This window comes from Bradyrhizobium sp. Pa8 (assembly GCF_052588265.1).
Map to the genome: position 1 here is coordinate 3,417,362 of NZ_CP176767.1, position 22,111 is coordinate 3,439,472.

Sequence of the window (22,111 nt, forward strand, 5' to 3'; positions counted from 1 at the left end):
TCGGCTCAGATGACCTGGTTGAGGATTTGAACGTATTCCTCAACCATCGCATCGACCGAATAGCGCAACCTCAGGCCTTTGGCGTTCCTTTGCAGTTCGTCGCTCAGTGCTTGGTCGGTGAGAAGTCTGGAGACGCCAGCCGACAGCTTCGCTTGATCTGAAGCATCGACAAAGAGGGCCGTGGGCTTGCCCTCGAAGGACAGCACCTCGCGCAGCACGGGAAGATCCGTGACGACCGAGGGAACGCCGGCGTTGGCGGCTTCGACGGCGGCAAGGCCGAAGGTCTCGGCCTGCGTCGGAAACACGAATATGTCGAGACAGGCGAGAAAATCCGCGATCTGGCGTGGCGCGATTTCGCCGAGCAGATGCAATCGGTCCGAGACGTTCAGCTCGTCCGCGAGCTGCCGCAGTCGTGCCTCGTCGGCGCCCTGGCCGGCGAGTGCAAGGTGCCACGACGGCTCGTCCGGCAACAGACGTATCGCCGCATCGAGCCGCTTGTGTGGATGCAGCCTCGCCGCGCAGCCGAGCAGGACACGGTCCGGCGGCAGGTTGAATTTCTGCCGCGCGGCGCCCTTCGGCACGATGAGGGACTTGTCCTCGAAGCCGTGCGGGACATGCACCATGCGCGACCGATAGGCCTGCGGGTAGCGCGAATACTCGCGCTCCATGTCCTTTGAGTTCAGCGTGATGCGGTCGAAGAAGCCGACGCTGCCCATGACGATGTCGGCCGTGCGGATCGGCCAGCTCATCGACAGCGCGGATGAAACCTGATTGGCGACGACAGGGGCGCGACTAACGAGGCGCGTCACGCCCGCGCCGATGACGTTGCCGAAATGCTGGAAGGTCAGGACGGCGTCGGGCCGCGTGGCTCTGATATGACCGCCAAGCGTCCACAGCATTCGCAGCAGCGCAACCGGATTGCCCGGCCGGCTCGATGCGCAATAGAACGTCTCGGGCGGCTCGTCGAACGAATCCGATTTACGGAAGAAAAACAGGTTGGAGACGCGATGGCCGCGCGCGGAGAGGCCGGCGCCGAGAAGCCTGGAGATCTCCTGCGCGCCCGCGTTTTCGGCCTGGGTCTGTACGAGAAGGACGTGCAGCTTTCGTTCGCTGCCGTTCAGCCGCGCGAGTTCTGTCGCGGTCGTCTCGCCCAAATTGTTCGGCTGGTAGTGGAGCACGGATCCCGACCCGCTAAAGAAACGAAATCTTCACCTTCTTAACCCCGTACCTATCATGCAGGCATCGGGCAGACACCGACTAGCAACAAACGGAGTTAATGCGCGAGCCGCCGATTGCCGCGTTCTCGTGGGAATTCTGCCGGTTTCCGGATGGTGCGCAGCGAGCGCGTTAACCAACGGAACCTGCGCGCGCCGTCGCGGATCAACCAGGCCGATCGTACGGTTGACGCCTATTCGGCGGAGTCGGCGCCACGAACCGCATAGCGGCCGCGCCGCCACGCCGAGAAGCGCAACAGCACCAGAACCGAAGGATCGACCCCGGTCCGCCGCCGACACAAGATGTTGAGCGCGATGGTCGTGAGTGCCAGCGACACGGTGGCCGCTATTGCCGCGCCAAGCACGCCGAGCCAGGGGATCAGGACGAGGAATCCGACCAGTCTCAATGCGACATTTGCGGCGACGACGGGAACGTAGATGCGTTCATGGCCGGTCAACTGCAGGATCGCCGCCGACGGACCGCCCGCGGCCTGGATGGCCGTTCCGATCGCGAGCACGATCAGCACCGAGTGCTGCTCGGTGAAATGAGGCCCGAACAGGTTGAGGAGATAGGGGCCGCCGATCCAGATCAGGGCGAGGCCTGCGACCACGCAAAGCGCGGTCACTTCGGCCATGAGCTGCAGCGTCCGCTCGAATTCCTGGTGATTTTTGCTGAAGTAGAGCGAAGGCAGCCGGCGCGCGCCGAACGAGTACAGCGCGGCGGAGAGCATGGCGAAGATGTTGGCGAGGCGCGACGCCGCGAAGTAGATGCCGGCGGTCGCCGGATCCAGCATCCAGTAGACCAGAATGACGTCGAAATACTGGTTCGCGACTTCAAGGATGGACGCAAGCCAGAAATGCAGCGCGCTCGATCGCCAGCGTGATGCTTCGGAATTCGCTGCTGTGGCGCGCAAATCCGGCAGCACCCGTACAATCGCAATGATCTGTGCGACGAGGCCCACCGACATAGCAATCGTCATTGCGGCGATCAGCTCGGCGGGATCGAGCTGCCGATGCCCGAACAGCATGGCGAGCAGAAACAGGACGACGATGACCCGCCAGAAGAACTCGCGGTTGCCTTCGCCCATGAGAATGCTGACCAGCGAGCGTGCGATCTGGCTGCCGAGCATCAATCCGGCACTCACGGCGGTGTAGGCCGAGACGGCGAGGATCAGCAGCCACAAATCTCCTCTGAAGTGCGCAACCAACGCAACTGCGGCGATCGCGATCAGCATCGCGACGGCGGTAATCCTGAAGCTGGAGAGCAAGAGGCCCTTGGTGAGGTCGGGCCTGTCGCCGACCTCATACTCGTTCAGGAATCGCACCAGCAATGCTTCCTGACCAACCAGTCCTACGACCGCGGCGATCTGGGCAACCGAAAGCCAGGTCGCAAAGATGCCGAATCCGTCGGGCGTCATCGTTCGCGCTGCCAGCGAGAACAACGCAAACGCGAGCGCGCCGCTGCCAACCTTCAGGAGGATGGTCCCGACGACACCGCGCGTGACGTCACGCCGCAGAAATTGAACAATGGTAGAGATCATCGAGGATACGGGGCGTCCCCCGGAGATACGCGTTGCAATGGCAGCGCGAGCCTAGCATGCCGGAAAATTGCGAGTGTTAATGCGCGATCTCCGCAGCCCGTCGCCCTTGGTCGACGAAGGTCGCATGCTGCTGCTTCACCGTGGAACAGCGGCGTCCCCGATGTCCCGGATTGAGCAGACATCGGCTCGATCGAAAATCGACGCGATGCCGCCTCGGCGCACGATAAGACGCGAAGCCGGCCGGCCTGCGGCTGTTCGAGCATTGGAATGGCCTCTCAGGAATGGATTCGGACTGCGGATCTGAAGTGAGAGCAGGATTTCGAGGTCGTTCTGAGCAAGGCGCGTGCCGGGACGGATGTGTCCGGCGACCCATTAACCTCAATTGCCGGAAATGATCGCGTTTGGCTCTGCGATACGACATCAGGCGAGGGAATTGCACATGGAACCACCGTTAACCGTGGAGCCCTAAACCATGACGACGGATAGACCCGTGACCGAGCCGAGCGATGCAGCTGCGACTGCGGCCATCGTCGCAGACATCGCGATCATCGGTGGCGGCCTTGCGGGATCGCTCGCCGCGTCCGTGCTTGCGCGGGCGGGGCATCGCGTCGCACTCGTCGACAAGCGCGCGGTGCATCCGGACGAATTCCGGGTCGAGAAGCTCGGTGGCCAGCAGCTGGAGATGTTCCGCAAGCTGGGTTTCCTCCATGCGCTCGAGAACGTCGCCTGCCAGTATGACCGGGTGCTCAATATCCGGGAAGGCAAGGTCGTCGATGTCAGCATCGGCCAGGCTTACGGGTTTTCCTACGCCGGCCTCGTTGCCATGGCGCGCGGCCAGCTGCCTGATCCGTCCAATCTGATCGTCGACGAAGTCACCGCAATCAAACCCAGCGACGATGTCCAGCATATCGAGCTTGCGTCCGGACGATGCCTTGAGGCGCGGCTCGTCGTGCTCGCCACAGGCATGGCGGGAGCTCTCGGCTACAAGCTCGGCATCAAGCGGCGCGTGCTGGCCGAGCGTCATTCAGTGTCGTTCGGCTTCACGATCGCCCGCCGCGATGGCACGCCGTTCGATTTCGAGGCGCTGACCTGTTACGGCGAGCGCACCGCTGACGGCATCGACTATCTCAGCCTGTTCCCGGTGCCATCAGGCATGCGGGCCAATCTGTTCATGTTTCGCGACCCGACCGATCCGATCATGCGCGAGCTGCGCCGCGAACCGGAAGCGACCGTCCTGCGGCTGCTGCCGGGACTGCGGCCCTACCTCGGTGATTTCCACGTGACCGACAAGGTGCAGAACTGGGTGATGGATCTGACCGTGGTGGAGGGACACCTTCAGCCCGGAATCGTCCTCATCGGCGATGCGTTCCAGACCAATTGTCCCGCCGCCGGCACGGGCGTCGCCCGTCTGCTGGTGGACGTCGATCGCCTTTGCACGGAGTATGCGCCGCGCTGGCTCGCAAGCGCCGGCATGGGCACGGAGAAGATCTCGCAGTTCTACTCCGATCCCGACAAGCTCGCGGCAGACCAGCGGTCGCTGAAAATGGCGCGCTTCCGCCAGGCCCTGACGTCCCGCAACGATATCGAATGGGATGTGCGGCGCCGGTTGCACTTCCTGCGGCGCAGTCTCACGCATCGTGTCGATCAGATGCGCCCGGGCTGGCTCGGACGCGTCCGCGGCACGCTCCGCGCCTGAGTTCTGCGCCCCCTCGCTTGCGCTTCGGTTAGCGCGTGGGCGTCGGGGTGCGGGCCGGCAGTAGCCTGAAATCCGACAGCCGCTTGGCCGCCAGTTTGAGCCAGGGAGCCTGCTTCAGCGCGAACAGGCTGATGGCGCCTGCGGTGCTGCCGGCCTGCGTGACCATCCACATCGGCGAAGGCTGGCCGCCGAACAATTTCTTGTACGGCTCGTCGCCGATCGTGAAGTCGAGCATCTGATCGCCGCGCTCGATGCAATCCCTCGCCACTTGCTCGAACATCAGAGAGCCCAGGGATTGGCTCTTGTACCCGTCGATATCGAAGGCGCTCATGATGACGAGGAAGCTGCCGCGATGGCACAGTCCGAGCACGGCGGCGATCACGTTGCCGTCCATCTTCATGGCATAGAGCCGGACGAACGAGCCGAGACCACGGGCCGCCACGTCGGAATAGAAGCTGTAATATTCGGGGCGCTGGAGCAGGTCGCCGTCGCCCTGGGCCTGAAAGCGCGGGCCGCGATATTGCTTCATCGCGTCCATCGCCTCGGAGATCGAGGCGCTGTCGTCGCAGCACGAGAAGCTCAATGCTCCCTTCTTCTGGAGCTGGCGATATTTCTTGGCGAGCTCCTTCTGATAGGAGCGATCCAGCGCGCTGGCACGCCATTGCTCGAACGGGGCGACGAGAACGGTCGCGTAGGCGTTCGTCTCCATCGAGACGCGGCGTGGTGCGCCCAGGAGGCTCTCGATCGGAAGCCGTCCGTCGGGCAGCTTGGTCATGCGGAGCAGGTCGAACGGGCGGACGAGGCGCCTGATCTCTGCGCAGGCCGCTTCGTCCTCCAGCAGGCTGGCAAACACCTCGGGACTGCAGACCGGCGCCAGATAGTCGGATACGCGCAGATCGGCGAATTCGATGGTGCGGATCGGCCCGCGGCGGATTCGGAGCAGGGGCAGCACCATCGCCAGCGCCCCCGTCGTACGGCGGCGGACCACGACGACCAGCGGCGTCGCGCCTGCATGGGATGCGAGCCTGGCGTAGAGGCTGTCCAGCCAGAGCGGATGCTGAAACGCGGTCGCGGCGGAGCTGTCGAACAGCGCCGCGTATTCCGGAGACAGGAAGTCGAACGCCTGCTCGATGGCGATATCGAATGTATTGCTCGGCTTATTCATGCGTGACCACGGAAACCAGATAACCCGGAGAAGTCGATCGGGCCGGATCCCGCGCTTGTATAGCAGGGTCGTGACGGCCGAGGCACCAGCGGGGTGTGATTTGCATTAACGCATCGAGCAGGGGCCGTATCGTTATCGATCCCCGAAGTTTCGAGATTTCGTGATGCCGGCGCTCGGGAGATCAACCCGCAGTAGTAGATAATTAACCAAGCTTAAGGGAAAGTCACCTCATGGCAATCCTGCAGACCGAGAGAGACACCGAGGCACTCACGAGCGCGATCTGGAAGACGCGCAGTGCCGGCGTGGAGAAGATTGCCAGGCTCGTCATCTGCCTATCGATCACCGTCAATGTCGTCGCGTCGATGGGGACATTCAATACGGCGATACTGCCGGCGGGACTGACTTATCTGCAACAGGCGGTCGCTCTGTTGATGTGGAGCGTCCTGATCTACGCAAGCGCATTCGTGCGCCCGCGCCTGCAGCTGGCGTTCAACCCCGATCTGATCGCGCTCCTCGCATTCTACACGTTCGCGGTCGTCTCGGTGTTGTGGACCACTCTGAATGCCGCAGCCATCATGAAGAGCGCCGCTCTTGCAATGACGACGTTTGGTGCGTTCTGCATGATCACGCGGATCGATATCGACGATGTCGTGAAGGCGACGTCCTCCGGGCTCTTCATATTGGTCGCCGCATCGGCGCTCTGCGCACTCGCCGTGCCCGATATCGGAGTAGATCATAGCTGGATGCACAATGGTCAATGGCAGGGCGTCTATGAATCGAAGCAGACGCTGGGCTTTGTCGGCGCATATCTGATGTTTTTCTCCTGCTACCGGAAGATGACGGGGCAGGGGTGGCTGCCGTTCCTCGCCGCGTTCCTGCTGGCGTCGACCTGCGTCCTCGCGTCGGAATCGCGCGGCGCCGGTGCTGTCGCCCTGGCGGCTTGTGCGCTGCTCGTGACGTCGATGTGGTCGGTCGGCTGCATGAGGCTCTATGCGATCCTGCCGTTCGTCATGTGCGCTATGGCCGGCCTCCTGATCGTCTATTTTTACGCGACGGGATACGACGCCATCCACATTGGCGATGCGACCGTCAATTTTACCGAGCGGACCTTCATCTGGCACTACGCGATAAGCCATTTCGACGATGCGCCGCTGCTCGGCTTCGGAATCAACGGCTTCTGGACGATCCCGTCGATCTACGATTATTTCGAGCAGAACCACGGTTGGGTGCTCGACAACTATCATAGCGGCTATATCGCGATTCTGATGGAAACGGGGTTTCTGGGCTACGTGCTTTTCGCCGCGAGTGTTCTTCTGTTCTCGAACAAGGTTCTCTATTTGATTTTCACACGATCGATCCACCGGGCGCACTGTGCCCTCATCATCGGATTTGTCGCCCTCAGCTTTCAGACCAATTTCACCGAGACGACGTTCCTTCGCTCGACCATGTTCACGTCGGTGCTCCTGGTGGCGTTCCTCCTTGCAACGTGCAGGCCGGTGCCGGAGACCGATTTCTAACCCTTACGGAATGGAAGCAGGATGACCGCCCCCCGCGCTCGCTGGTCGAGAAGCTTAAATCTTGCCGCAGCGGCTTTTGTCTTCGCATCGCTCTGCTCCGACGCCCATGGCGCCGGGCAGGTCGCGCCTCGCGATGCGGCAAAATTGGGACGCGGGATCAACATTCTCGGTTATGACGGAATCTGGGAGGGCGGTCAGAACGCGCCGTTCCGTCTGGACAATTTGACGGCGATCAGGAAGGCCGGATTCTCGCACGTCAGGATCAATTTCTTCGGCTTCAAGTTCATGGATCGCGGGAATGTGCTGGATGAGGCCGTGCTGAGAAGGCTTGATGCCGTCATCGAGGAAATCCTCGCCAGGAACCTCGTTCCCATCGTCGACGAACACGACACCCATGTCTGTCAGCGTGATGTCTCCGAATGCGGCGAGAAGCTCAGGGCATTCTGGCGGCAGATCGCCGAGCGCTATGCCGGAAGATATCCCAGGCTCGTCTTCGAAGTCTTGAACGAGCCGGGGGGACAGATGACGTCCGCCGGCTGGAATTCGCTCCTCAACGAATGTATCGGCATCATCCGCCGCACCAACTCCGAGCGGCGGGTCATTGCTGCGGTTCTCAACACAGACGAGATTCCCATCGACGATCTGGCTCTCCCTGCCGACGACAGGAACCTCATCGTCACCTTTCATTATTACGCGCCGATACGCTTCACGCATCAGGGTGCGCCATGGTCCGAGACGTTCGCGCGCATCGGGCCGTTGGATTGGGGCAGTCCGGACGACGAAGCCAAGGCGGCCGCTGATTTCGAGAAGGTCGGCCGGTGGTCGGAGAGAGAGAAACGCCCGGTTTATCTCGGCGAGTTCGGGGTATACGAACGGGCTCCATCCGAGAGTCGCCAGAGATACCTGTCGTTCGTGGCGCGCAGCGCCGACAGACGTGGCTGGGCATGGGCCTATTGGCAGTTCGACCATGATTTCGCGGCCTTTGACAGCGCCCGTCAGGCCTGGAAGCCCGACATCCTGCGTGCCCTGATCCCGCCGGCCCGTTGAGGCCGCGGTTCACGGCCAATATCGGCCAGATCACGATCGCCCAGCGGTGACGGCTAACCGCCGTCTCTGGCCCGGCAGAACAGATCGATCCCGCCGACCTGTCCGCCCTTGAGCGCGATCTCGATGCTCGCATGCGCGCGATCCGACGATGCGCGGTTGAGTGGCGCGCCTTCCGCGAGAGGGGCGATCGCGGTCAGCGCATAGATGCCCATTGCCTGCAGCGCATGGCCGGACGTGTCGCCGCCGGCGACCACGGCGCGAGGGAGCCGCGCGGTTTCCAGAATGGAGCCCAGCGCCTGGCCGAGCCCCGCGCCGATACGCTCGTTCACTGCGCTCGCCATTGCGCCGCTCGCCTTGATGGCCGCGTTGAGCGCACCGATGGCGGGATCGTCGGGGCCGCTTGCGGTGATCAGGAGCGCATCGCGCCCCGACGCGAGTGCCGCGAGCGCACGCGCGACAGCGCGGCCGATCTCCCTGGTCCATTCGGTCGCGTCGACGGCGCGCGTCGCGTCGAGCCGCTCGATATCGAAGCCGTTGTCCGCGGCATGCGCGATCTGCGCGGCGGTGACGGGCGAGCAGGAGCCGGAGACGCACGCGATGCGCTCGACGCCGGCAAGGCGCAGATCGGGCTTGCTGTCGGGAATCAGGCCCGCCGACCGCCAATAGGCGACCAGGGCCTGCTCGACTCCTTGCGAACCGGCGACAAAGAGGCGCTCGCCGCGATATTCCCAGATCAGGCGGCCGGCTTCGATCAGCGATGCCTGGTCGAGCACGTCGAGCGAGATGATCTCGGTGCCGGCGCCCCTCGCGCGCATGAGCGCCAGATCCGCGCCGCCATTGGCCATGGTGACGAAGTCGATCAGTCCGATCGATCGCGCCGTCTGTTTTGCAAGATGCCGGCCGAGATCGGACTCGTCCATCGGCGTCACCGGATGACGCGACATGGTCGGGTGCCGGTCGAGACGATGGCTGACGCCATTCACGGCCGCGAACAGATGGCCGAACATCTGATAGCGGCCCATCGCCGGCGATCCCACGAGGAGCGGATGCCAGGCGCCGCCGAGCTGCGGCACCGCGAGATCGATCGCACGCCCGATCGAGCCGATCTGCGGCGAGGAATCGAAGGTCGAGCACACCTTGTAGTGCGCGATCGGCGCGCCGATCCCTGCGAGCACCGCGAAAGCCGGCGGAAGGTTTCGCTCCATCCAGGCCGGATCCTTCGCGCGCGCCGTGCCGGCGATGCCGATGCCGCGGTACTGCCTGGCGGACGCGAGACGTTCGGGCGTCGGAGTCTCGAGGAACAGGATTGTCGGCAGGCCCGCGAAGGTGAGAGCCTCCATCGCCGCGGACGAGCCGGTGTAATCGTCGCCATAGAAGGCGACGAGTGGACCGTCGGGCAGGGCGGACGCGCCGCTCACGGCTGCGGACTCGCCATCGCGGCGTCCCATGCTGCGCGCAAATCGGCAACGCCGGCGGCCGGTCCATCGGGATGGGCCAGAATGCCGCCGCCTGCTGCGAAGATCAGGTCCGTCGAGCCGAGTGCGCGCCAGGTCGGCGCGGCCTGCGCCGGCGTCTGGCCCGACGAGAACACGGGCATCGCGATGCACGGCTCGTGCGCGAACATCGGCGTCAGCGCCGCCTTTGCGGATTTGACTACGCTGTCATCGGTCTCGCTGAACTTGTTGCCGATGCCGTTGACGTGCATGTGGTCGGCGCCGGCCAGCCGCCAGATCTTGTGCCACGCCGTATAATCCCAGCCGAGCGCGGGATGACGGTTCAGCGCGCCCCAGCCATTGCGATGCGCATGAACGGGAAGCTGTGTGTGGCGGCCGATCTCGACCATGCCTGTGAGCCCGACCGAGTTGATGCTCGCCATCACGCAGGTGCCGCCCTCGCTGAGCACCAGATCGTGCCGGCGGCGCATCTGGTCGATCTCGCCGGTCAGGTTGAAGGCGATCATGACCTTCTTGCCGGTTCGATCAGCGTGGTCGTTGACGACGCGCATCACGGCGCGCACGCGTTCGTCGAACGGGCAATAGGCGCCGTCCGATTGCAGCTCGTCGTCCTTGATGAAGTCGATGCCGGCCTCGCACAACGTCCCGACGAGAGAGGCCGTCTCGGCCGGGCTGAGCCCGATGCTCGGCTTGATGATGGTGCCGATCAGAGGACGGCCGCTGACGCCGGTCAGCTCGCGCGTGCCGGCGACACCGAACTTCGGCCCGGGATAGGCGGCGGCAAACGCGAGCGGCAGGCGCAGGTCGAGCAGGCGCAGGCCGGTCAGCTGGCGCAGCTCCCAGAGATTGCCGGCGATCGCCGTGACCAGATTGGGCAGTGACGCGCCGATATTGTCGAGCGGCCATGACAACGTCACGCGCGCGCGATTCCAGGGGCCATCGGGGTTGATCGGGCGGGCGACCGGGAGCGATGGCGCGGAGATCGCATCAAGCAACTCGATGCTCTCGACTCGGGCGGCCGCACGCGCTTTCAGCTCCGGCGTTTCGCCGGGCACCGCAACGAACGTGCCGCTCGACTGCTCGCCCGCCATGGTTTCCGCGGCAAGACGCGGATCTTCAGGCGTTTCGATCAGATAGTCGGCTTCGATGCGAACGGGATTTTGCGTCACGGGAGCGCAGACAATCTAGAGCTTGGTAAGATCGGGGAAGGGACGCACGGGGTCGCGTCCGTCCCAGTCCTTCGATGCCGCACGGATCAGGTCGAACATCTTCCCCTTGGGTCCCGCGACCTCAGACAGTTCGATCACCGTTCCCGGATGATATTCCGTGTCGAAATAGACGAAGCGTCCGCGCGCGCCGACTTCGCCGCTCATGACCGGCTTGAAACCCTCGGCTTCGAGACGGGAGAGATCGGCGTCGTAGTCTTCGGTCCAGTAGGCGACGTGCTGCAGACCCTTATGTCCGGCTTTCAGGAAGTCGGCATACATCGACGGCGCATCGTTGCGGATCTGGATCAGCTCCATCTGCAGCGGACCGGAATTGGCCAGCGCCACCGAATTGTGCGGCTCATAGGCCTTGCCGCGATAGTGGTAGTTCACGATTGGAACCCGCGGATTATAGAACCACGGCCCGATGCCGAGCTCGCGGCTCCAATAATCCATGGCCTTCTCGATGTCGTCAACGACGTAGCCGGCTTGCCGGATCTCACCAAAAAAACGGCTCATTGCATGATTCCCATGATCTTCAGAATTTGAGGAAGCCGATCGACAGCCACGGCACGGCCGCGACGATAGCGAGGCCGATGAAGAGGGCTGCGACATAGCCCCAGATGTGCTTGAGGCCTTCGTCCGGCGATATCTTGCTGATCGCGCAGGCGCCGTAATAGCCGACACCGAACGGCGGCGCGAACAGGCCGATGCCCATCGCGAGAATCACGACCATCGCATAGTGCACTTCATGCACGCCGGCCTGCTTCGCGATCGGAAACAGCAGGGGACCGAACAGCACGATGGCCGGAATGCCTTCGAGCACGCTGCCGAGCACGACGAAGGCCACGATCGAGATCGCGAGGAAGCCGTAGGCGCCGCCGGGGATCGCCGCCATCGCCTTCGCCAGCTGTTGCGAGAAGCCGGATTGCGTCAGTCCCCAGGCCATCGCCGTGGCGCAGCCGATGATGAAGATGATCGCGCCGGTCAGCGAGGCCGTCTCGACCAGCATGGATTTCAGCCGCCGCCAGGGAAACTGGCGGTAGACCACAAGGCCCATCAGCACGGCATAGGCGATGCCGATGGTCGAGACCTCCGTGGCAGTGGCAACGCCTTCGACCACGGCAGTGCGGATCACGAAGGGCAGCAGGATGGCGGGCAGAGCGACCATTGTGAGTTTTGCGATCTCGCGCCTCGAGGCACGCCGCACATGGGGCAGATCCTCATGCCGGTAGCGCCGCCACACCACCACGCAGAGGGCGGTGCCCACGACCAGGGCCGGCAGCAGCCCGCCCGTGAACAGCGCCGCGATCGAGACACCGGTCACGGAGCCGATGGTGATCAGCACGATGCTCGGCGGAATGGTCTCGGTCTGCGCGCCGGTGGCCGACAGCAGCGCGACGAGGTCGCCGGGCTTGGCGCCGCGCCGCTGCATCTCCGGCAGCAGCACCGGCGCGATCGCGGCCATGTCGGCGATCTTCGAGCCGGAGATGCCGGAGACCAGATACATGGCCCCGATCAGCACGTAGGACAGTCCGCCCCTGACATGTCCGAGCAGGCTTGCCAGAAACTGGATCATCGCCCGCGCCATGCCGGTCATCTCGATCAACGCGCCGAGGAAAATGAAGAGCGGCACCGCGAGCAGGATCAGGTGCGACATGCCCTCATCGAGACGGCCGACCATCACCATCATCGGTACGCTGGTTGTCAGCGCCAGGTAGCCGAAGGTCGCGAGCGCAAAGGAGAAGGCGATCGGTACGCCGGCGAACACGTTGGCTGCGACCACGCCGACGAAGAAAATGATGAGGTTGTAGCGTCCGAGCGGGGCGAGCAGCGGTCCGGCAAGCCAGAATGCGGCAATCAGGACGGCGGCGGTGATGAGGGCTGCGACGATCAACGCGGGGCGGTGATGCGTCGCGAGTCGGATCATGGCGATGACGGCCATCAGGGTCATCCCGACGGGAATTGCGGCTGCGCGCCAGGCATTGCTGATCTCCAGCGCCGGGGTGACGATGACCTGTTCCTCGCTCGCATAATCGAAGGCGGGATGCAGGATCAGCGCCAGCAGGGCTAGCGGCGCCACCGCCGCGATCGTGTCGAGAAAGGCGCGCGCGCCCGGGCCGACATGGCTGACGAGCCCTGTCATGCGCATGTGCTCACCTCGGCGCAGCGCGATCACCGCGCCCAGCATCGAGAGCCAGAGAAACAGGATCGAGGCCAGTTCGTCCGACCAGATCAGCGGGCTGTGGAAGACGTATCGCATGATGACGCCGGCGAGCATGATGCCGATCTCGACCAGCACGACACCGGCCGCGGCGGTCTCGACCACCGCACCGAGCCAGCGGTCGACGGTGCCCAAGGCGCTCGCAAGCTTGCGCGTGCCCGCATCGGAAGCAGGGTGCGCGGCCGCCGCCAGATAGTCCGTCATCTGATGCTCTGCGATCGTCATCGCGCTCAGGCCAGCTTGCCGACGGCGCCTTCGAGCAGCGCCCAGACTTCGTCGCCGAAGCGGCCCTTCCATTCGCCGTAGAAGCCCCCGTCGCGCAATTTGGCGCGGAACGAGTCCGGCGAAGGCTTGGTGAAGTTCATTCCCTTGCTCTGGAGGTCGGTCTGCACGGTCGCGTTGAAGGCCTTGATGTCCTCGCGCTGCTTCAAGCCGGCATCGTTGATGGCGTTGCTGACGATAGTCCTGAGATCGGCGGGAAGGGCGTTGAAGGCGCGGGCGTTGGCGATGAACCAGAAGCCGTCCCAGATGTGGTTGCTGATGGCGCAGTACTTCTGCACCTCGTAGAGCTTTGCCACCTGGATGATCGGCAGCGGATTTTCCTGCGCGTCGACGATGCGTGTCTGCAGCGACGAATAGACCTCGCTGAATTGCAGGCTGGTCGGCGAGGACGACAGCGCCTTGAACATGGAGATGCTGAGCGGAGACACGGGCACCCGGATCTTGAGGCCGTCCATGTCCTTGGCGCTCTCGATCGGCTTGGCGCCGCTGGTGATCTGGCGAAAACCGTTGTCCCACATCTTCTCGAAGGTATGGAGGCCGACCTTGGCCATGGCGGCACGGATATGCGCGCCAAGCCCGCCGTCCATCGCTTTCCAGACCTGATCGTAATCGGCAAAGGCAAAGCCGACCGCGTTGATCGCGGCGACCGGCACCAGGGTCGCGACCACGAGCGCGGAGGGCGTGAAGAAGTTCAGCGCGCCGCTGCGCACCTGGGCGAGCATGTCGGTGTCGCCGCCGAGCTGGTTGTTCGGGAAGATGACGATCTCGACCCGGCCATTGCTCTCCTTGGCGACGCGGTCGGCGGCTTCCTGGGCGCGGATGTTGAGGGGATGCGTCAGCGGCAGGTTGTTGCCGTATTTCAGCGAGAACTCGGCCGCCCGGGCCGGGCGCGAGAGACCGCCGATCAGGCCCGCGGCGGGGAGGGCGGACAGGGCTTGCAGGGCGCGCCGACGGGTCAGGGACATGGGCTTCTCCTCCAACAGCGATTTGATGTTATTTGATGTTTCTGCGACAATGTTGATGCGAAAATTGCGACTTAGAGCTACCATGTCAAACGATAAGGATGATGGTTTTTGATGTATTCGATGGTTGGGCCTCGGAATGAATAAACCGGTGGCTCCTTCGCTGAGCCGCATCGTTGACGTGGCGCGCCGGGCCGGCGTCTCCACGGCGACGGTCGACCGCGTGCTGAATCGCCGGCCCGGTGTGCGGGCGATTACGCAGCAGCGGGTGCTCGCCGCCGCATCCGAGCTCGACTACATGCCGGCCGAGAACCTCCTGGCGGCGATGCGGCCCAAGCCGATGCGGCTGCTGTTCCTGCTGCCGGACGGCACCAACCGCTTCCTGTCCACGCTCGGGCAGCTCATCGCGCATTCCGACGGCCGGCTCGCGCCCTTCAACGTTCATTGTCAGGTCGACACCATCAAGAGCTTCAATCCCGACCTGCTGGCACGCCAGCTCTGGCGGTCCCGCGACAAGGCCGACGGCATCGCTTTCATGGCGCTCGAGCATCCGGTCGTGCGGGAGGCCGTCGATAGGCTTGCGGAGCACGGTGTGCCGACGGTGACGCTGATCTCGGACATCCTGAACGCGCGCCGCGCGGCCTATATCGGACTGGACAATCGCTCGATCGGACGCACCGCCGGCTATCTGATCGCGCGCTTTCTGGGCGAGCGTCCGGCCAACGTCGCGATGATCGCGGGCAGCCGCAGCTACCGCGCGCACGAAGAACGCGAAATGGGCTTTCTGCACGTCTTCGAAGAACTGTTCCCGGCCATCAAGGTCGTGGGTTTGCGCGAAGGCCACGATGACGCCGACCGCAACTATCGCCAGACGCGCATGCTGCTAGGCCAGCATCCGGATCTTGCCGGAATCTACAACATCGGCGGCGCCGCCGATGGTGTCGCTCGCGCCCTGAAGGAAATGAACCGGGCGCGCGACGTGGTCTTCATAGGCCATGGTCTGACCTCGGATACGCGCAGCTTTCTGCTCGATGGGACGATGGATGCCGTCATCACTCAAAATCAGCTCAACACGATGATGAGCTGTGTCGGCATCTTCGATAATTTGCGCGCCGGCCGCAGCGCTATGCACGGCATCGAGGCACCGCGCAGCGAGATCATCTTTCGCGAAAATATTCCGGCACTTGGGGGCTAGGATTCAAGGAGGCTTGCTGGACCCATGGTCGGCCTGGTCGAGCGCATCCATGGCCTGATTGCCACGATACAATTTTGCCAGTGTTTTGCCCGACGAGTCAAATGACCGGCGTCTGAAGAAATCGGGCTCGTCGAGCAGCTCAACGTGCGTTGCAGGAGAGATGCCTCTCGCTCTGCGCGCGCAAGGCAATTCACCCAAGCCTCATCTCGACTTAAGCCGCACCACCGCGACCAACCGGCCAAGGGCGGTTCTACTGTGCATGGGGTTGTTTTTCAGTTTTTTGATGGCGGGCGCTCTACAGGCCAGCCGCGACGCCCAGGCGGCCGATGCCGGGGAGCTTGAGCGCCGGCCGCCGGATGTCGATGCCCAGCACCGCGCCGAAGAAATTGATCTCGAACCCTTCGACCCAGCCGATCGTCATGCCGAGGTAACCCGACAGCGAGGCGTAGGCGCCGGTGCGGGAAGGGGTGATGCCGGCCCAGCGTCCGCTGTACGGATAGTCCTTGCCGACTGCGGTGGGTGGAAGGACAGCACGAAGCTCGGGAACGGCGTCCAGCGCCGCCTGCACGAAGGTGTTGGAATTCGGTCCGGGCCAGGCGCTGTAATCGCCATAGGCGCGGAACTTGTAGGTCTCGACGACGTGGCGGATCTTGGGGATCAGCGCTTCTGCCCGCGCGCCGTCGACCGCCACGACGGTTTCGGGCATGGCACCGAACCAGCGGCCGTCGGGTGCAAATCCGTTGCTCCGGATCGGGTCGCCCCACGCCGTGTAGTCGTATCGGCTGTAGGTGCTGGCACCTTTCTCCTTGACGACGATCCAGCTGTGGACGGCGAAAATGCTGCGCCACCGCACCGTGCGCGCGGCAAAGACCCGGATCAGCGCGTCCGGATTGGCGGATGCCGGCGGCAGCAAGCCGGCGCTCGAGCGATCCGCCGTCTGCCAATTGCCCCGGCCATCGCCAAACACATAATAGCGCCCGGTCGACAGCCCGATCGGCACGAGGATCAGCAGCAGGAAGAGAATCAAGAGTTTCCTCAAGGGCGGACACGGTCAGGCAGGGCGATGCGATTAATATAGTTCGCCCGGCGGGTCGCGCCAGCACGCTTCCGCTCTTGCATTTGGGAGGTGCGCCCCCATGTTCCCGATTATGATGAAACTGTCCCTCATCGAAGACCAGGCCATCCAGGCGCGAATCGCGGGCATCGCGGGCGCCGAGACGTTCGATCGCATCTTCGCCGGCATCCGATTCGACGAGATCGACGGCAATCTGCTGTTCGCCATTGCCAGGGACGAAGACTGCGCGAGCGAGATCGAAGACGAATTTTCGCATCATCTCGCGGTGGTTGCGACTCAGGTTCTCGGACAGAGCGTCGACGTGGTCGTGGTGCTGCCGAAGGTCCTGCAATAGGCCTTATTTTGGCGTGCAGGCCGGTCGTCCAGGCTTCCGTCTCTGCTTTTCAACGCAATCGCGAAATTGTAATGACGTCATTGGGCGCCTAGGCCCGATGTGCGTTATCGACCGAGCTCACGGGAGGGCTCGTCGGCGCACGCCTCTATTTGTGAAACAAAGTTGGATACAAATTGGCGCCTACCAGGAAAGCCCGGGCTGCGACCGGCGCGAAAAAGACAAAGGCCAAGAGCTCTAAAAGCAAGAGCTCTAAAAGCCAGAGCCCGAAAAGCCAGAGCTCAAGGAGCAAGGGCTCGAAAGGCAAGAGCTCGTCGCGTTCTACGGTCTCGTCCTCATCGCCGCTCGGCATGCTGGCGCTGCATCTGCGCGAGCAGTGGGAGAAGTCCGGCCGCGACGGCCTCGTCTTCCTCTGCGACAATGAGAACAGGGCGGAGCGGCTGGGCGGCGTGATCCACGCGCTCGACCCTTCGGTCGACGTGCTGGTGTTCCCGCGGCTGAACAATCTGCCATTCGATGGTCTGGAGCCGTCGCGCGAGATCGCGGGCAGGCGGAGCTCGGTGTTGCGGCGCCTCGCCAAGGCAAGGAAGCCGGTCTTCCTCGTATCGACCGCAGAAGCCATTATGGAGCGGCTGCCGTTGCCAGCGAGCTGGTCAAAGACCAGCCTCAGCCTGAAAGTGGGCGCGGCCTATTCGGAAGCCGAGCTGGAGCGCCGTCTGGAAGCTCTCGGCTACGACCTCGACGAAGAGGCGGAATATCCGGGCGGCGTCCTGTTCCACGGCAAGACGTTCGAAGTGTTTCCCGCGGGCGCACTTGGTCCTTTCAGGATCGAACATTCCGACGGCGTTATCCGTAAGATCGTTGCCGTCGATCCGGTCGAGCATGAGGTCGTCTACGAGACCAGGGAATTGCTGATCGATCCGATGTCCGAACAGATTGCGCTCGGGGGCAAGCGCGGGCAGCGGGCGACGCTGCCGGATTATTGCGCTCGCGCGCGGTGGATCGTGGATGCCGGCGTGCTGGGCCATGCCGATATCTGGCTGGGCACCATCGAGGAGGCCGCTGGCCGCAGGGATGCGGAGCGCGAGTATGTCGGACGGGCGGACTGGAAGCGGCTGAAGAAGCGCATCAGCGTGCTTCCGCAAAAATCGGCCTTCACGCCGACGCCCGATTTCTCGAAGGCCTCTTCGCCAAGAAAGATCCTCCGCGCATTTATTGACGACATGCAACGCGCCGGGTCGCGGGTGCTTTTCGTCGCGGCCGTCGAGGATGACCTTCGCGCGATGGAGCGGATGAGCGGCATCAAGGCGGAGCGCTGTGCCGATTGGAGCGAGGCGACAGAGGGACGGGATCGCGAAACGGCGTTCCTGGCCGACTTCGATGCCGGCTTCGTAGGGGCCGGCCGCAAGCCTCTCGTCATCGTCACCGCGTCCGACGTGCTCGGCAGCAGAGCCCATCATCCGCAGCCGATGGCGAGAGCCTGGACGGCCGCGTTCGATCATCCCGACGTTCCGGAGCGCGGCGCGGCGGTGGTCCATTTGCAGCGTGGGCTCGCTCTGCTCGACGGCTTGCAGACCCTCGCTATGGGGACGGGATCGCGGCGCGAGATGGTCAGGCTTGCGTTCGCGGGAGACAACGCCGTTCTCGTGCCGCCGGCCGATCTTGCCTTGATCTGGCCGTATGCGGCCGAGCCCGGCAAGCTGGCGCGGGACAAGGCGGACGGAAGCACATGGTGGGCGCGGCGGACCGAGGCCGAGGCGGAGATTCAGGTCGCCGCCAAGGCGCTCGCAAAGCACATCAGCCAGCGCCACCGCCGCCGCGCGCCGAAACTGGTCGCACCCGGGCCGCTCTATGAAAGGTTCGTTGCGCGTTTTCCGTATTTCCCGACCGTCGATCAGGCGAAGGCCATTCAGGACGTGCTCGATGATCTCGCGGCAGGTCATCCCATGGACAGGGTGGTGTGCGGCGACGTCGGATTTGGAAAGACCGAGGTTGCGCTGCGCGCGGCAGCCGCCGTGGCGCTGTCCGGGAAACAGGTGGCGATCGCGGTGCCGACCACGGTCCTGGCGCGGCAGCATGTCGAAACCTTCCGCAAGCGCTTCGGTCCTCTCGGTATCGACGTCGGAAGCCTGTCGCGAGCGACCACCGGCCCGGAGACGCGAGGGATCAAGGAGGGCTTGCGAAGCGGCAGGCTGAAAGTCGTTGTCGGCACGCAGGCGCTCTCTGCAAAGGATGTGAAGTTCGCCGATCTCGGTCTCGTCATCATCGACGAAGAGCAGCACTTCGGAGCGGCGGAGAAGGCGAAGCTTTCAGGGCTGGCAAAGAATGCCCATACGCTCTGGATGAGCGCAACGCCCATCCCGCGCACGCTCGCTGCTGGTCTTGCGGGCTTCCGGGATCTCAGCGTGATCGCAACGCCGCCGGTTCACCGGCTTCCGATCGTGACCAAGATCGCTCCGCTTTCCGATGCGGCCATTGCCGGAGCACTGCTCCGCGAGCGGCGGCGGCATGGACAGAGTTTTCTGATCTGCCCGCGCATCCAGGATCTGGAGCCGATGCTGGCGCGCGTGCAATCATTGGCGCCCGACCTCCGCATCGTCTGCCTTCATGGCAAGATGCCCGTCGACGACCTCGACGACCGCATGATGAGTTTCGTCGATGGCGAAGCGGACGTCCTCCTGGCGACCAACATCGTGGAAAGCGGCCTCGATATCCCGCGCGCGAATACCATCGTGGTGTGCTGGCCCGAAAAGTTCGGTCTCGCACAGCTCCATCAGCTCAGGGGGCGGGTGGGACGCGGCGGAACGCGCGCCTTCGCCTATCTGCTGACGGAGTCGACCTCGGAACAGTCCGAGAAGCGCTTGGCCGTCCTCGAGGAATTCAGCAAGCCCGGCGCCGGCTTTGCCATCAGCGAGCGCGACCTGGACCTCAGGGGCGCCGGCGATCTGTTTTCCGAACAGCAGTCCGGGCACGTGCAGGTGTTCGGACCGGTGCTCTACAGTCATCTCCTGAAGCTCGCCTCGGAAAGAGTGAGCGACTCGGGCGCCTTTCTGTGGGTGCCCGATCTCAATCTGCCTGTCGGCGACATGTTGCCCGAAGGTTATGTGCAATCGGAAGCAATGCGGCTCGAGATCTATGGTCGCGCCGCCAGATGCCGGAGCGACGACGATCTGGAAGACCTGGAGGAGGAGACCTCGCGCCGTTTCGGCAGGCTCCCGCCGGAGGCGCGCGATTTCTTTGCGGCCGCCAGGCTCCGGATCGATTGCAAGCGGCGTGGCATCGTCAGGCTCGATGTCGGGCCCGAGGCCGTCGCCGCGACTTTCCTCCCCGGGCGGCTGCGGAAATCCAGAGCGCGATCGCTCCAGCGCGACGGCGATCGCGTCGTCTGCGCCGCCCGCGGGCATGCGGATCCGTTCGGCCGGATCGAGGAATTCCTGGAGCTTCTGGACGAGTGAAGCAGGCGGGGTCTACTGCGGCTCGATTCCGGCTGCCTTGATGATCCGGCCCCATTTGGCGATCTCCGCCTTCAGGAAGGCTTCGAGCGCAGCCGGCGTCGCACGCTCGGCCTCGACCGGAGCCATGCTGAGCTCGGCGAAGCGGCTGATCAAAGCAGGGTCTTTGAGCGCCGTCTGCAGCGCGCCGACGAGCTGGTCGACCACGGGCTTCGGCGTGCCGCGCGGCGCGTAAAGGCCATACCAGGTCGTCACATCGAATTCGGGAACGCCCGCTTCGGCCGAGGTCGGCACGCCAGGCAGTGTCGCGACCCGCGTCTTGCTGGTGATCGCGTAGCCCTTGATCGTGTTCGACTGGATGTAGGGCGTCGGTCCCGTCGCCGGATCGCAATAGACGTCGATATGGCCGGCGATGACGTCGTTCAGCGCGGGCCCGCCGCCCTTGTAGTAGATTTGCGAGAGTTTCGTATCGGTGGTGCTCATGAACATCAGGCCGCAGAGCTGCGAGGCTGAGCCGAGACCGACATTGCCGAAGGTCATCTTGTCGCCCTCGCTGCGGATGCGCGCGATCATCTCGCCGAGATCCTTGGCCGGGAAGTTCGGCCGGGCCACAAGGATCATTGGTACGTCCGTGACGAGCCCGATCATGGCGAAGTCGCCGACGGGATCGAACGGCAGCTTTGCGTAGAGCGCGGGCGCAGTAGCCTGGCCGACATGCATCAGGAGCAGCGTGTAGCCATCAGGCGCGGCCTTGGCGACGCGGTTGGTGCCGAGTGTGCCGCCGGCGCCGACGACATTCTCGATGACGATGGACTGCTTCAGCGTCGCGCTCATGGCGTTGCCGAGAATTCGTGCGATGACGTCGCCGGGGCCGCCGGCGGAGAACGGCACGATCATCGTGACCGGGCGGGTGGGGTAGTCGTCTGCGATTGCCGCGCCGCAGGGCGAGAGCAGGAGACACAGGATCAGCGATCGTACCAGAGACAACATCGAACACTCCCTGAATTCTTGTTTTTCTAGTCGTCGGAAGGCGTCGCCTCCTTGGCGGCGTTTCGTTCAATCATGTCGAGCGCGGCCACCGCAGCCGCATTGATGTGATCGACGCAGCAGCGCTCGGCGAGATCCGGATCGCCGTTCCGGATCGCGCGCCAGATCGCGGTGACCTCGCGCAGGCTCTTGTTGATCCGTTTCGGCTGCGACATCGAGGTGATCCGCAACAGTTGGATCCGGTCGTGCAGCGGCTTGAGCATGCGCTCGATGAAGGCGTTGCGGCAGCCGCCGATCAGCGCGGCGTAGAAGTCGGTCTTGGCTTCGAGGCTCCCGACGAGATCCTGCTTGGCTGCGGCCGCCTTCAGCCGCGTCAGGGCTTCCCCGATCCGCCGAGCCACTTCCGGATCGTGGAGTCTGGCGCATTCGCGGCCGGCGAATCCTTCGAGCACCGCGCGCGCCGCGTAGAGCTGCCGGGCTTCTTCGAGGCTGATCGTGGAGACCACGGGGCCGCGGTGCGGGACGATGTTGACCAGGCCGTCGGCTTCGAGGGCACGCAGCGCTTCGCGGATCGAGGGCCGGCTGACGCCCATCATCTCGCAGAGCTCGCGCTCGACCAGGCGCTGGCCCGGCTTGAGCGTTCCGGACATGATCGCCTCGCGCAGCTTTTGCGCGACCATCGCCCGGACGGTCGGGACGTCCTCGATGCGGAGTGTCGACTGCAATTCGCTACGTCTTTCCATGTCCGGACCCTGGTTGGGAAA

17 protein-coding genes are annotated in these 22,111 nt (G+C 64.0%); 6 read left to right on the forward strand and 11 right to left on the reverse strand.

Annotated elements, in window-relative coordinates:
* Nucleotides 1-5 precede the first annotated feature (5 nt).
* Nucleotides 6-1,178, reverse strand: coding sequence for a glycosyltransferase family 4 protein (locus ACKWRH_RS15260; RefSeq protein ID WP_445221220.1), 1,173 nt, complete (start codon nucleotides 1,176-1,178; stop codon nucleotides 6-8).
* A 230-nt stretch (nucleotides 1,179-1,408) separates the two neighbouring features.
* Complete coding sequence (locus ACKWRH_RS15265) at nucleotides 1,409-2,755, reverse strand: lipopolysaccharide biosynthesis protein (protein ID WP_445221221.1); 1,347 nt, start codon at nucleotides 2,753-2,755, stop codon at nucleotides 1,409-1,411.
* A gap of 472 nt (nucleotides 2,756-3,227) precedes the next feature.
* On the opposite strand from ACKWRH_RS15265, the gene ACKWRH_RS15270 reads away from it, so the two are divergent.
* Nucleotides 3,228-4,451: an FAD-dependent oxidoreductase gene (locus tag ACKWRH_RS15270; RefSeq protein WP_445221222.1), complete on the forward strand. Its 1,224-nt coding sequence runs from the start codon at nucleotides 3,228-3,230 to the stop codon at nucleotides 4,449-4,451.
* 28 nt (nucleotides 4,452-4,479) lie between these two features.
* On the opposite strand, the gene ACKWRH_RS15275 is transcribed toward ACKWRH_RS15270, so the two are convergent.
* Nucleotides 4,480-5,616, reverse strand: coding sequence for a GNAT family N-acetyltransferase (locus tag ACKWRH_RS15275; RefSeq protein ID WP_445221223.1), 1,137 nt, complete (start codon nucleotides 5,614-5,616; stop codon nucleotides 4,480-4,482).
* Nucleotides 5,617-5,846: 230 nt separating this feature from the next.
* On the opposite strand from ACKWRH_RS15275, the gene ACKWRH_RS15280 reads away from it, so the two are divergent.
* Entirely contained in the window at nucleotides 5,847-7,133 is a 1,287-nt protein-coding gene (locus ACKWRH_RS15280; RefSeq protein ID WP_445221224.1) for an O-antigen ligase family protein, read from the forward strand.
* A gap of 21 nt (nucleotides 7,134-7,154) precedes the next feature.
* Nucleotides 7,155-8,180 (forward strand): glycoside hydrolase family 5 protein, encoded by a 1,026-nt coding sequence (locus tag ACKWRH_RS15285; RefSeq protein WP_445221225.1) that lies wholly within the window; start codon nucleotides 7,155-7,157, stop codon nucleotides 8,178-8,180.
* Nucleotides 8,181-8,233: 53 nt separating this feature from the next.
* Here ACKWRH_RS15285 and ACKWRH_RS15290 read toward each other — a convergent pair whose 3' ends face one another.
* Genes ACKWRH_RS15290 through ACKWRH_RS15310 form a run of 5 tightly spaced genes read right to left on the reverse strand, consistent with a single transcriptional unit; the run spans nucleotide 8,234 to nucleotide 14,310 of the window.
* Nucleotides 8,234-9,598 carry a four-carbon acid sugar kinase family protein gene (locus ACKWRH_RS15290; RefSeq protein ID WP_445221226.1) on the reverse strand — a complete coding sequence of 455 codons (1,365 nt, stop codon included), beginning with the start codon at nucleotides 9,596-9,598 and terminating at the stop codon, nucleotides 8,234-8,236.
* The gene (locus ACKWRH_RS15295; protein WP_445221227.1) at nucleotides 9,595-10,803 is read right to left on the reverse strand and encodes a ribulose-bisphosphate carboxylase large subunit family protein; all 1,209 of its coding nucleotides are present in this window, start codon (nucleotides 10,801-10,803) and stop codon (nucleotides 9,595-9,597) included. Before ACKWRH_RS15295 ends, ACKWRH_RS15290 begins: the two co-directional genes overlap by 4 nt.
* Nucleotides 10,804-10,818: 15 nt before the next feature.
* Entirely contained in the window at nucleotides 10,819-11,358 is a 540-nt protein-coding gene (locus tag ACKWRH_RS15300) for a VOC family protein (protein WP_445221228.1), read from the reverse strand.
* A 19-nt stretch (nucleotides 11,359-11,377) separates the two neighbouring features.
* A complete protein-coding gene (locus ACKWRH_RS15305; protein ID WP_445221229.1) occupies nucleotides 11,378-13,288 on the reverse strand; it encodes a TRAP transporter large permease in 1,911 nt (636 codons plus the stop codon).
* 5 nt (nucleotides 13,289-13,293) lie between these two features.
* Nucleotides 13,294-14,310, reverse strand: coding sequence for a TRAP transporter substrate-binding protein (locus ACKWRH_RS15310; RefSeq protein ID WP_445221230.1), 1,017 nt, complete (start codon nucleotides 14,308-14,310; stop codon nucleotides 13,294-13,296).
* Nucleotides 14,311-14,446: 136 nt separating this feature from the next.
* Between ACKWRH_RS15310 and ACKWRH_RS15315 the strand changes: the two genes are divergently transcribed.
* Nucleotides 14,447-15,502, forward strand: a complete 1,056-nt coding sequence (locus ACKWRH_RS15315; protein ID WP_445221231.1) for a LacI family DNA-binding transcriptional regulator — start codon at nucleotides 14,447-14,449, stop codon at nucleotides 15,500-15,502.
* A gap of 295 nt (nucleotides 15,503-15,797) precedes the next feature.
* Here the strand turns inward: ACKWRH_RS15315 and ACKWRH_RS15320 are convergent, their stop codons facing one another.
* Entirely contained in the window at nucleotides 15,798-16,529 is a 732-nt protein-coding gene (locus ACKWRH_RS15320; RefSeq protein WP_445221232.1) for a DUF3750 domain-containing protein, read from the reverse strand.
* A gap of 121 nt (nucleotides 16,530-16,650) precedes the next feature.
* Here ACKWRH_RS15320 and ACKWRH_RS15325 point away from each other — a divergent pair, with 121 nt between their 5' ends.
* Nucleotides 16,651-16,911, forward strand: a complete 261-nt coding sequence (locus tag ACKWRH_RS15325; RefSeq protein ID WP_071917581.1) for a hypothetical protein — start codon at nucleotides 16,651-16,653, stop codon at nucleotides 16,909-16,911.
* Nucleotides 16,912-17,258: 347 nt separating this feature from the next.
* Complete coding sequence (locus tag ACKWRH_RS15330) at nucleotides 17,259-20,363, forward strand: DEAD/DEAH box helicase (RefSeq protein WP_445221233.1); 3,105 nt, start codon at nucleotides 17,259-17,261, stop codon at nucleotides 20,361-20,363.
* A 12-nt stretch (nucleotides 20,364-20,375) separates the two neighbouring features.
* Here ACKWRH_RS15330 and ACKWRH_RS15335 read toward each other — a convergent pair whose 3' ends face one another.
* Entirely contained in the window at nucleotides 20,376-21,350 is a 975-nt protein-coding gene (locus ACKWRH_RS15335) for a tripartite tricarboxylate transporter substrate-binding protein (protein WP_166097625.1), read from the reverse strand.
* A gap of 26 nt (nucleotides 21,351-21,376) precedes the next feature.
* Nucleotides 21,377-22,090 (reverse strand): GntR family transcriptional regulator, encoded by a 714-nt coding sequence (locus ACKWRH_RS15340; protein WP_445221234.1) that lies wholly within the window; start codon nucleotides 22,088-22,090, stop codon nucleotides 21,377-21,379.
* Nucleotides 22,091-22,111: the final 21 nt, after the last annotated feature.